Origin of the sequence: Rhodococcus jostii NBRC 16295, assembly GCF_001894825.1 — a bacterium.
GTDB classification, from domain to species: domain Bacteria; phylum Actinomycetota; class Actinomycetes; order Mycobacteriales; family Mycobacteriaceae; genus Rhodococcus_F; species Rhodococcus_F jostii.
This window is the reverse complement of the sequence record NZ_BCWY01000020.1, coordinates 59,894-69,786: the sequence shown is the minus strand read 5'-3', so window position 1 is coordinate 69,786 and position 9,893 is coordinate 59,894. Positions and strand designations below refer to the sequence as shown.

8 protein-coding genes are annotated in these 9,893 nt (G+C 68.0%); 1 reads left to right on the top strand and 7 read right to left on the bottom strand.

Going from position 1 to position 9,893, the window contains the following annotated elements:
• Nucleotides 1–300 precede the first annotated feature (300 nt).
• The 7 genes from RJ1_RS15540 to RJ1_RS15510 all read right to left on the bottom strand — a co-directional run bounded on the left by RJ1_RS15540 (nucleotide 301) and on the right by RJ1_RS15510 (nucleotide 8,055).
• Nucleotides 301–696: a nitroreductase/quinone reductase family protein gene (locus RJ1_RS15540; protein WP_073361254.1), complete on the bottom strand. Its 396-nt coding sequence runs from the start codon at nucleotides 694–696 to the stop codon at nucleotides 301–303.
• A 43-nt stretch (nucleotides 697–739) separates the two neighbouring features.
• Complete coding sequence (locus tag RJ1_RS15535; protein WP_073361252.1) at nucleotides 740–2,122, bottom strand: dicarboxylate/amino acid:cation symporter; 1,383 nt, start codon at nucleotides 2,120–2,122, stop codon at nucleotides 740–742.
• Nucleotides 2,123–2,313: 191 nt separating this feature from the next.
• Complete coding sequence (locus tag RJ1_RS15530; protein ID WP_073361250.1) at nucleotides 2,314–3,300, bottom strand: isopenicillin N synthase family dioxygenase; 987 nt, start codon at nucleotides 3,298–3,300, stop codon at nucleotides 2,314–2,316.
• Nucleotides 3,301–3,331: 31 nt separating this feature from the next.
• Nucleotides 3,332–3,895 carry a GNAT family N-acetyltransferase gene (locus tag RJ1_RS15525; protein ID WP_083400475.1) on the bottom strand — a complete coding sequence of 188 codons (564 nt, stop codon included), beginning with the start codon at nucleotides 3,893–3,895 and terminating at the stop codon, nucleotides 3,332–3,334.
• 133 nt (nucleotides 3,896–4,028) lie between these two features.
• Entirely contained in the window at nucleotides 4,029–5,525 is a 1,497-nt protein-coding gene (locus tag RJ1_RS15520; protein WP_174694992.1) for an aldehyde dehydrogenase, read from the bottom strand.
• 35 nt (nucleotides 5,526–5,560) lie between these two features.
• Complete coding sequence (locus tag RJ1_RS15515; protein ID WP_073361246.1) at nucleotides 5,561–5,926, bottom strand: cupin domain-containing protein; 366 nt, start codon at nucleotides 5,924–5,926, stop codon at nucleotides 5,561–5,563.
• An 11-nt stretch (nucleotides 5,927–5,937) separates the two neighbouring features.
• Entirely contained in the window at nucleotides 5,938–8,055 is a 2,118-nt protein-coding gene (locus RJ1_RS15510) for an oxidoreductase (RefSeq protein ID WP_073361339.1), read from the bottom strand.
• A 275-nt stretch (nucleotides 8,056–8,330) separates the two neighbouring features.
• Here RJ1_RS15510 and RJ1_RS15505 point away from each other — a divergent pair, with 275 nt between their 5' ends.
• Nucleotides 8,331–9,872 (top strand): APC family permease, encoded by a 1,542-nt coding sequence (locus tag RJ1_RS15505; RefSeq protein WP_073361244.1) that lies wholly within the window; start codon nucleotides 8,331–8,333, stop codon nucleotides 9,870–9,872.
• Nucleotides 9,873–9,893: the final 21 nt, after the last annotated feature.

The window sequence follows — 9,893 nt, the reverse complement described above, 5'->3', positions numbered from 1 at the left end:
GCGGAGAACCGGCCCCGAACCGATACGCCGGTGAGGCAGACGTCGTTGTCTGAAGTGCGGAACGTGGCATGTCCGCGCGAAATCGCAGATTAGCCGAGGCTAAGTCTCTAGAGCAAGTAGCTCGATCCGCAGCCGACGAGCGGTACCAAATCCGCGCCGAGCGTGCAGGCCGAACGCGTAGTCGCGAACATCACACCTGGCCAGGCGGCTGGGCCGGGTATGCAGATGCTCGGACATTGGTCGGACGCCGGCGCTGTTGCGGCTGCGGATGACTATTCCGTGGGCGTCTGCAGGTGGGTCTCAGTCGGTGAGATCGATGCGGACGGTCAGGAGATCGGTGCCGACGGCCCGGACGGCGGCGCTGTTCATCCGCGGGAGCTGCGCCAGCCGGGCGTGGGTGTCGTCGTCGGGTAGCAGTGTCGCCGTGCCCGCATGCCATCTGCCGTGGATCCGCAGACGAACGGCATTGTTCGCACGGATGTTGCGGATGTAGTGGGAGTGGTCACCGAACTCGGACACCAGCCAGAACTCGGTGCCCGATCGCCGGCCCCCGATGGGGGTGAGGCGGGGCTGCCCGCTGACGCGTCCGGTGGTCTCGAGGAGGGTCTGGCTCGACAACCGGGTGGTGATCGGGTTGGCGACGTGCCGCTGGAATTGTGTGACGATCCGATGTTTGATCGCGTCGAGGTCCGGCATGACGACAGCCTTCCACGTGCGGAAGGCTGTCGTCTCGCATTCGCTACGCCGCGGCGACGGTCTCGTCGTCGTCGACGAAGGGGTCGCCGGTCCGTTCGGCGTTGTAGCGGGACTCGTCGAGGATGCCTTCCCGCTTCGCGACGATGGTGGGGACGAGCGCCTGGCCGGTGACGTTCACTGCGGTGCGGCCCATGTCGACGATCGGTTCGACCGCGAGCAGCAGGCCGACACCGGCGAGGGGGAGGCCGAGGGTCGACAGCGTGAGCGTCAGCATGACCGTGGCGCCGGTGGTGCCCGCGGTGGCCGCGGACCCGATGACCGACACGACGATGATCAGCAGGTAGTCGGTGAACGACAAAGGCACACCGTAGAACTCGGCGACGAAGATCGCGGCGATCGCGGGGTAGACGGCGGCGCAGCCGTCCATCTTCGTGGTCGACCCGAGCGGCACCGCGAACGACGCGTACTCGCGGGGGACACCGAGGTTGCGTTCGGTGACCCGCTCGGTGAGGGGCAGGGTGCCGATCGACGAACGGGAGACGAAACCGAGCTGTGTGGCCGGCCACACCCCGGAGTAGAAGGCGCGCACCGACAGTCCGTGCGCGCGGATCAGGACGGGGTACACGACGAGGAACACGATGGCCAGGCCGATGTAGACGGCGGCGGTGAACCAGCCGAGCGAGCCGATGGCGTCCCAGCCGTAGGTGGCGACGGCGTTGGCGATCAGCGCGGCGGTCCCGATCGGGGCGAGGCGGATGATCCACCACAGCACCTTCTGCACGATCGCCAGCAGCGACGCGTTGAACTGCAGGAACGGTTCGGCCTTGGCCCCGACCTTCAGGGCGGCGATGCCGATCGCGGCCGCGACGACGAGCAGCTGCAGCACGTTGAAACTGAGCGACGTGCTGGCCGCGCCCTCGGTGAGGGTGGTCTTCGCGTTCAGGCCGAGGAAGTTGCTGGGCACCAGGCCGGTGACGAACGCCCACCACGACCCGGTGGTGGTCGGTTCCTTGCCCGCGCCGGTGACGGTGGTGTGTGATCCCGGTTGCGTGACGAGTCCGATGACGATCCCGATCACGACGGCGATGAACGCGGTGATCGCGAACCACAGCAGCGTCTGGACGGCGAGGCGTGCGGCGTTGGCCACCTCACGCAGGTTGGCGATCGAGCTGACGATGGCCGTGAACACCAGCGGGATCACCGCGACGGTCAGCAGTTTCACGTAACTCGAGCCGATGGTGTGGACGGTCCCGACGAGCCAGTTCTCGTTGCCGTCGGCGGCGACGGGCATGGCCCGGGCGACGAGTCCGAGGATGACGCCGACGACGAGTCCGGTGACGATCTGGGGGCCGAACGCGGTGGCCCACTGGGGGAGACGGCGTCGAGAGGTGTTCTCGGCGCGCGTGGGCAGAGCGGAACTGGGCATGGGTGTGCCTTTCGCATGGGGCCGTGAGACTTCGCCCGGTGGGGCGGATACGGCGAGAGAGAGTCCTGAGTGGAGAGGTGCGTCAGCGCGAGCGCGGACAGATGGCGCTCGCCTGGAGGCGGAGGTCGACGTAGCGTCGAGAGGTCAGGAACAACACTGCGGGAACAATACTCCCGGCGGTGGAGGCCTGATTACTGCGGTCTCGCCTCGTCCGGATACCAGCGCTGGTAGACGTCGGGGTGGGCGCGGGTGCGGCTCTTCCACGCGTTCTCGCCGTAGGTGCGGTAGAGCGGATTCGCCGGATCCAGTTCGATGCCGCGGGCGCGTGCGGCCAGGTGTGGGGGCAACTCGATCGTCGGAACGGTGGCGTCGAGTGCGGGATTGAGGAAGTACGGCACCGACAGTCGCTCGGGCGCGCCGGCGGGGGTGAGCACCCGGTGCCGGGTGGCGCGCAGGTATCCGCCGGTGGCGACCTCGAGCAGTTCGCCGATGTTCACCACGAACGATCCGGCCCGGGCGGGGGCGTCGATCCAGTCGCCGTCCTCGGTTTCCACCTGCAGTCCCGACGACCCCGGTTCGAGGAGCAGCATCGTCAGCACACCCGAGTCCTTGTGGGCGCCGACGCCCTGCTCTCCGGTGTGGTCGGCGCTCGGCCGCTCCGGGTAGCGGACGACCTTGATGAGCGTGGCGGGGGCGTGCGCGAACGCGTCGTCGAAGATCGCCGGGTCGGCGTCGAGCGAGGCGGCCCAGTTCCGAAGCAGTCGCATCCCGACGTCGGCGAGTGCGGCGTCCAGGGCTTCGATCGTCTTCTCGAGGTCGGGGAGGTCCGCGGGCCATTGATTGGGACCCTGCAGCCGCAGGTGGTCGGCGGCGCCGGGGATCGGCTGCCGTTCGGGACCGATGTCGATCTGTTCCCGCCAGTCGGTCTCGCCGTTGGTGAGTTCGCCGCCCACCCGGTTGTACCCGCGGAAATGGGGGCTGTTCAGCATGGCGATCGACTGCTTGGAGGCCTCGGGCAGGGCGAAGAACTCCCTCGCGACGGTGAACACCCGGTCGAGCAGCACCCGGTGGACGCCGTGCCCGTCGAGGTAGAAGAAGCCCACGTGGTGGGTGATCTCCCGCAGCCGTTCCCGCCCGGCCGGTGTGTCCAGTTCGGCGAGGTCGATGACGGGGAGCATCCCTCCACGGTATGCCCGCTTCGTTCTGGTGTCAGGTGTCCCGGCGGCGCTCGAGGAGAACGCTGTCGTGCCAGACGCCGTCGATCTGCGCGAGCCGCTCCCGGACCCCGACCGTCCGGTATCCGACTGCGTGGTGCAGGGCGATGGACCCGGTGTTCACGGCAAGCACCGACGCCTGCAGCGTCCAGATGCCCGAGAAGTCGGCCTCGTCGATCAGCCGGCGCATCAGCGCGGTCCCGACGCCCGCGCCACGGAACTCCCTGGCCGTGTACACGGAGTTCTCGGCGACCCCGCGGAAACAGCGCCGCGAGGACACGGGGGAGAGGGCCGCCCACCCGGCGACCTTCCCCTCCACCTCGGCGACCCACCGGTGCCCGTCCAGCCACCGCGCGTCCAGGTCGGACCGCGTCGGCGTCTCCGTGTCAAAAGTGGCCAGCCCGCCGGCGATGCCCTCCGAGTGGATCCGGAGCACCGACCCCCAGTCCCTCGTGTCGAGCCGGCGTACGGCGATCGACGGAATCGTGGCGGTGTGGCCATGAAGTGCTGTGACGCAACGCAATCGAGGATCGGGTTCCGAAGGGGCGAGGGCAAACATGGCGCCAGCTTAACGGCTCGACGGGCCCGCGTGGGGTGCCACGTTTCGGGCGAATGTACCTTCGGGCGCCTCTGCAGCGCCGAAGGGTACATTCGCCCGGCGAGTTCGGGAGCTGAACCCGGTGCCGTGAGGGCTACTGCCGCAGCCGGATCCAGGTGGTCTTCAGCCCGGTGTACTTGTCCATGGCGTGCAGGGACAGGTCGCGGCCGAACCCGGACTGTCCGAACCCGCCGAACGGGGTCTGCGCGCTGATGGCGTCGACGGTGTTGACCGACACGGTCCCGGCCCGCAGTGCGGCGGAGACGCGGTGGGCCCGGTTCAGGTTCTCGGTCCACACCGAGGCGGCGAGACCGTAGATGCTGTCGTTGCCCATGCGGATCGCCTCGGCTTCGTCGGTGAACGTCTGGACGGTGAGGACGGGCCCGAACACCTCCTGCGTCACCACCTCGGCGGTCGGTGCGAGGTCCGCGAAGATCGTCGGTTCGACGTAGGATCCCCGCCCGTCGACGGTGGTCCTGTTGCCGCCCAGCAACACCCGGCCCTCGACGCGGGCCCGGTCGATGAACCCCGCGACCCTGCGCGCGTGGTTCTCGTCCACGATCGCACCCAGCGTGGACGCCGGGTCGAGCGGATTGCCGGGGCGGATCGTCGACGCCCGGCGGATAAGGGCGTCGGTCACCTGTTCGGCCACCGACGCCTCGACCAGCAGCCGGGAGTTGGCCGAGCACACCGCGCCCTGGTTGTAGAACGCGCCGAACACCGCCTTCTCCACCGCCTCGTCGAGGTCGGCGTCCGCGAAGACCAGGTTGGGGCTCTTCCCTCCGCATTCGAGCCAGACCTGCTTCAGGTTCGAATCCGCCGCGTACCGGAGGAACCGCTTCCCGGTCTCGGTCGAACCGGTGAAGGCGACGACGTCCACGTCGGGGTGCAGACCCAGCGCCGCGCCGGCCTCGGCGCCGAGACCCGGCACTACACTGAGCACGCCGTCGGGGAGCCCCGCCTCGGAGGCGAGTTCGGCCAGCCGCAGCACCGACAGCGGAGCCTGCTCGGCGGGTTTGAGCACGACGCTGTTGCCCGCTGCGAGGGCCGGTGCCAGCTTCCACACCGCAAGGTCGAGCGGAAAGTTCCACGGGACCACCGCCCCGATGACGCCGAGCGGTTCGCGCGTGACCAGGGCGAGACTCCCGGGATCGCTGGGTGCGATCTCCCCGCCGACCTTGTCGAGGGCCTCCGCGTAGAACGCGAAAAGCTCGGCCGCCGAAGGGACATCGACATTCAGCGCCTCCACCACGAGCTTGCCCATGTCGAGGGAGTCGAGCAGCGCGAGCTCGTGGCGGTGTTCGAGGATCAGCTCGGAGAGCCTGAGCAGAACCCGCTTGCGGTGGGACGCCGGGCTCCGCGACCAGATACCCGAGTCGAACGCCTCGCGCGCAGACCGGACCGCGGCATCGACGTCCGGGGCGTCCGCGGCCGACACCCGTGCCAGCAGTTCTCCGGTGGCCGGATTGATCGAGTCGAACGTCTCGTCCGACTTGGCGGGACGGAACGCGCCGTCGATGAAGAGTTCCCGGCGCGGCGTGATCGTCGCAGCGAGCCGGGTCCAGTCGTCGAGTGTGGTCGGATCAGGCATCGTCATCCCTCGTGCTCGAAGTGGGTGGGGTGGGCTCAGGCAACATAGATGGCGAACTGTTTGAGCAGGGGCTCGTCGACGCGGTACTCGCCGCGCCACCCCTTCGTCAAGGTGAACGCCTCGCCGGGACCGAAGGTGTGCGAGGCGCCGTCGTCCGCGGTCAGCGTCACGGAACCTTCCAGCACGCGGGTGTATTCGTCGCCTGGGTAGGACTCGATGTACTCGCTGTACGGCTCCGCGCGCCAGGAGCCGACGGTGAACTTGTCGTCTCCGCTGCTCAGGTGAACCATTTCGTGTTCCTTCGGGTCACCCGCCCGGAGCGTGTCCGCGGTGACGTACGCGCTGGGCGTCATCGCCGCGATGTTCCGGGCGTCGGTCGGGATGGGGTGCACTGCGGTCATGGTGGTGTTCCTCAGTTCTGTGCGGTGGCGAGCGGGGGGACGGACAGTGAGCGGACGGGTTCGATGGACAGTCCGGTGACTTCGCGGCGGAACGCGACCGGGCCGGGGGCCGGCGGTTCCTCCAGTTCCTCGGCGTACCGGTGCCCGGACCAGACCGCGGCCGCGATGGTGGACGGCGCCCAGGCGTCGCCGATGCCGCGGACACTGCGTAGGTCGGCGTCGGCCCATTCGGGTTCACGCGACTGCAGTTCGTGGAACAGGCCGTCCTTCGGGAGGCGCGCGGTGACGAGGACGACGCTGTCCGCGTCGACGAACTGCTCGTCTCCGGTGAAGGCGCACACGGTGCGGACGCCCTGGGCGGTGACCGCGGTGACGGCGCGGTTCACCTGAACGTGCACTCCGGCGTTGATGATTCGCTTGCGGATCCGGACCACTTCCATGGTGTTCGTCGTCCACTGCGACACGTGCGCGGCCGGCGTGATCAGGGTGACGTCGAATCCTTCCTTGGCCAGGAGTTCGGCGACAACCGCACCGAGGTAGTAGTGGTCGTCGTCGAAGAGCACGACCTTGTTGCCCTGGGGGCGCAGCCCCGCCATCACGTCGTCGGGGGTCAGGACGTCGGCGTGCTCGTCGACGGGGACGGCGTGGGTGTGCCACCGGCCGACGCCGTCGCGGCGCCAGTGCGAGCCCGTGGCGACGACGACGTGGTGGAAGTCGTTCTCGATGACGTCGTCGGCGGTCATCTCGCTCTCCATGAACACGTCGACGTTGGGGAGCTTGCGGAGTTGTTGTTCGCGGTAGTCGACGACGCGGATCCACGCTGACAGTCCGGGAAGCTTGGACTCGCGGGTCACGCGGCCGCCGAGTTGCCTGCTCGCCTCGGCGAGGCTGACGTTGTAGCCGCGTTGGCCGAGCGCGCGCGCCGCCTCGAGTCCGGCGGGGCCCGCACCGACCACGAGGACGTTCGAATCGCTCGAGCGCACCTTGATCCGCTCCGGGTGCCACCCGCGCCGGAACTCCTCGCCCATCGTCGGGTTCTGGGTGCAGCGGATCGGCGACATCGTGAAGTCACCGGACACGCAGATGTTGCAGCCGATGCATTCCCGGATGTCCTCGAGGTTCCCTTCCTCGATCTTGCGGGGCAGGAACGGGTCGGCGATCGAGGGGCGAGCCGCCCCGATGAAGTCGAGGATGCCGCTCTTGACCTGGTGCAGCATGGTGTCGGGCGAGGTGAAGCGGCCGACTCCGACGACGGGTTTGGTGGTGAGCTGCTTGAGTCCCCGGACGTACGGTTCCTGCTCGGCTTCCGGACCGAACCGCGAGGTGACGGAGTCGTCCTCCCAGCTGCCGAGCACGAAGTCCCAGAGGTCGGGGGTCTCGCCCAGCAGGCCGATGACGTCCTCGATCTCGCTGCGGGTGATCCCCTCGTCGCCGAGGAGTTCGTCGACCGAGATGCGGCACGCGACGGCGGCTTTCCCGTCGGCGACCTCGCGGGAGTCCTCGAGGATCTCGCGGAGCAGGCGCACCCGGTTGGTCAGGCTGCCGCCGTACTCGTCCGTCCGGTTGTTGTAGCGGCGGGAGAGGAAGTGGTGCAGGCCGCCGATCGCGTGCCCGGCGTACACGTAGACGATGTCGTATTCGGCCTTCAGCGACCGGCGCACCGCCTCCTTGTGCCAGTGCCGGAGGTCGGCGATGTCGGATTTCGTCATCGCCCTGGCCTGGACGGGGTCGTAGTTCCAGGAGACGACGGGCAGATTCTGCGGGCCGAGCGGGGTCTCGCGGCTGATCAGGTTGGGACTGTTCAGGCCGTTGTGGGCGAGTTCGATGCCGGCGAGCGAGCCGCCCTCGTGAATCTTCTCGGAGATCCTGGTCAGGGCCGGCAGGTCCTGGTCGTCCCACAGTCGCAGTTCGATGAACGGGCCGATGTCGGAGGTCGGGTGGATCTCGACCTGCTCGGTGCAGACGACGGCCCAGCCGCCCTCGGCCTTGACGCGCCGCATGTACGCCTCGCCGGAGGGGTCGCGGTAGCCCATGCCGTTGCAGTGGGGGACTTGGAAGAATCTGTTGCGGGCGGTGACCGGTCCGATCTTGACCGGCTCGAAAAGGATGTCGTATCGCGGATCACGCACGGTGGGTTCCTCACGCTGTTCGGTTCGTGCAGTGCCAGAATCGTCGGTCCGCGCGACCACAACAGTCAACAGGATCTTTTCGTGCCACTGCATCAGTTATTCAGATGCCAACGTCGCAGCCTCGACATCTGAAGAACTGATGCAGTACCCCTGATCTTTGTGCTGTACAGATTTGCCGGGGTCGGACGAGAGTAGTGACCGGCATCACTGCAGCGCCGGCTGAAAACACCATCGCCCAAGCACATTCCTATCGACTCCAGCAACGAGGTACAGCGATGAGCGACAACACCCCCACCGCCCTGGCGGACGAACAGACACAACACCTCAAGAAGTCACTCGGCCGGTTCGACATCGTCTTCCTCATCGTCGCGGCGGTGGTGTCGGTCGAGGTCCTCGGTCAGGTCTCCACGTTCGGCGCCGAGACCTTCACCTGGGCACTCGTTCTCGCGGTGTTCTTCCTCCTGCCGTACGGCCTGATCTTCGCCGAGATCGGCAGCTCGTTCACCGGCGAGGGCGGTGTGTACGTATGGGTGCGGCGAGCGTTCGGCCGCCCACTCGCCGCGCTCGCGTCGCTGCTGACGTGGGTGACGCAGCCCGTGTGGGTCGGCGGGTCGATGGCGTTCATCGCCGCCGAGACATGGAACCACTACGTCGGCGCCTTCGAGGAGGGTTCGGTGACGGACTACCTCTTCAAATTGGTCTTCATCTGGCTGACGGTGCTGGCCGCCGTGGTGAGTCTGGCGCGCGGCAAATGGATTCCGACGGTCGGCGCGTTCCTGAAGATCGTGTTCCTCCTGTTCTTCCTCGTCACCACCGGGATCTACGCCGCGAAGAACGGATTCGCCGGCATCTCCGCGGGCGACTTCAGCCCCACCCTCACCGGGCTCCTCGGGGTGACGCCGCTGCTGCTGTTCTCCTACCTCGGTTTCGAATCCGGGAACAGCGCAGCCGGAGAGATGAAGAACCCCGCCCGCGACGTCCCGATCTCGATCGCCCGCGCTTGCGCGATCGCCGCCGCGTCGTACCTGCTGCCGATCTTCGCGATCCTGCTCGTCGTGCCCGCCGACGACATCACCGGTGTCGGCGGACTGCTCGAGGCCGTTGCGACCGTGTACAGCGTCTACGGTCCCGCCGCGCCGGCCATGCTGACCGTGACCGGCGTGATCTTCGCGGTCATCCTCATGACCCAGGGTGCGGCGTGGATGATCATCAGCGACCGCATGCAGGCCATGGCGGCCGCCGACGGCGCCTTCTTCGCCGGGTTCTTCGGCCGATTCCATCCCCGCCTCGGCACGCCGGTGCGCGTCAACTTCCTGTCCGGCGTCGTCGCCACCGTGTTCATGCTCGCGGCCATGCAGATCACCGGATCCGGCGGTTCCGTCTTCGCCGTCGTGCTGACGATCTCGATCTCGACGTTTCTGCTCAGCTACCTGATCGTCATCCCGTCGGCGATCCGGCTGCGCACGCACTTCCCGGACGTCGTGCGGCCCTTCCGGGTTCCCACCGGCAACGCCGGCTTCCGCATTCTCGGCGGACTCTGCTTCGCCTGGGTGCTGCTCGGTTCCTGGGTGGCGGTGTTCCCCGGAACCCTGGACGCGGTCTTCGGCCTGGACTACGACTTCGACGAGATCTGGGGCGTGAGTCAGGGGACGTTCGAGGTGTTCACCCTCGGGACGCTGGCCGTCCTCGCGCTTCTCGGCGTGGTCGGGTACCTGCGCGGCAAGTCCGTGCGGTCCGCGACCGGCCCGCGTACCGCGTGCGACGACGACCCGGGTGCGGAGCCGGATCCCGACCTCGTGAAGGCCGACGTCCGGTAATGGCGTCGCGTCCACCGCGTG

Excerpts from the sequence above, each read along its gene's own strand:
- RJ1_RS15515 (WP_073361246.1), bottom strand. The coding sequence starts at position 5,926 with ATGACCGCAGTGCACCCCATCCCGACCGACGCCCGGAACATCGCGGCG.
- RJ1_RS15540 (WP_073361254.1), bottom strand. The coding sequence starts at position 696 with ATGCCGGACCTCGACGCGATCAAACATCGGATCGTCACACAATTCCAG.
- RJ1_RS15505 (WP_073361244.1), top strand. The coding sequence starts at position 8,331 with ATGAGCGACAACACCCCCACCGCCCTGGCGGACGAACAGACACAACAC.
- RJ1_RS15535 (WP_073361252.1), bottom strand. The coding sequence starts at position 2,122 with ATGCCCAGTTCCGCTCTGCCCACGCGCGCCGAGAACACCTCTCGACGC.
- RJ1_RS15525 (WP_083400475.1), bottom strand. The coding sequence starts at position 3,895 with ATGTTTGCCCTCGCCCCTTCGGAACCCGATCCTCGATTGCGTTGCGTC.
- RJ1_RS15530 (WP_073361250.1), bottom strand. The coding sequence starts at position 3,300 with ATGCTCCCCGTCATCGACCTCGCCGAACTGGACACACCGGCCGGGCGG.
- RJ1_RS15520 (WP_174694992.1), bottom strand. The coding sequence starts at position 5,525 with ATGCCTGATCCGACCACACTCGACGACTGGACCCGGCTCGCTGCGACG.